2 protein-coding genes are annotated in these 440 nt (G+C 74.8%); one reads left to right on the top strand and one right to left on the bottom strand.

What is annotated here, in order from left to right:
• On the top strand, nucleotides 1-213 hold a 213-nt coding region (locus IE312_RS16155; protein WP_189982362.1), incomplete at its 5' end, for a hypothetical protein.
• A gap of 12 nt (nucleotides 214-225) precedes the next feature.
• Here the strand turns inward: IE312_RS16155 and IE312_RS16150 are convergent.
• Nucleotides 226-440: CHAT domain-containing protein (locus tag IE312_RS16150; RefSeq protein ID WP_189982359.1), on the bottom strand; the 215-nt coding region annotated here is incomplete at its 5' end.

Below are 440 nucleotides of genomic sequence, written 5' to 3'. Positions count from 1 at the left end.
TCGGAGGTGCCGTTCTCCTCCCAGGCGTTCGACCTGGGCCGCCTCGGCGAGCCGGCGGCGACGGCGGTACGCGGCAGGCCGGGTGGCTACGCCGGCGTGCTGGACCGTCTCGGGCTCGTGGCCCTGCACCGGGACGCGGACGTGGTGCGTCCGCAGGCCGGCGACTGGACCACCGCCATCCTCACGGTGACCGTCAGCGTCCCGCGGGACTGACGACCGGTGCCGTCAGCGCCCGATGTGCACGAACGCCGCCCACGCGGCCGTGTCGGGCTCGGCGGCCGAGCCGAAGTACCCGCGCAGCCTCCGGGGCATCTGCTCCGGGGGCTTGCGGCAGCCCACCATGCACAGCTGTGCCTCGCGCAGCGCGTCCGCCGGCGGCATGCCCCCCTCGCGCAGGAAGTGGTGGAACATGAACATCAGGACGGAGGTCGCCGCGTCGG

Origin of the sequence: Streptomyces capoamus, from assembly GCF_014654935.1 — a bacterium.
Taxonomy (GTDB): domain Bacteria; phylum Actinomycetota; class Actinomycetes; order Streptomycetales; family Streptomycetaceae; genus Streptomyces; species Streptomyces capoamus.
Note: the sequence above shows the minus strand (reverse complement) of the source record. Positions and strands in the feature narration are given on the sequence as shown.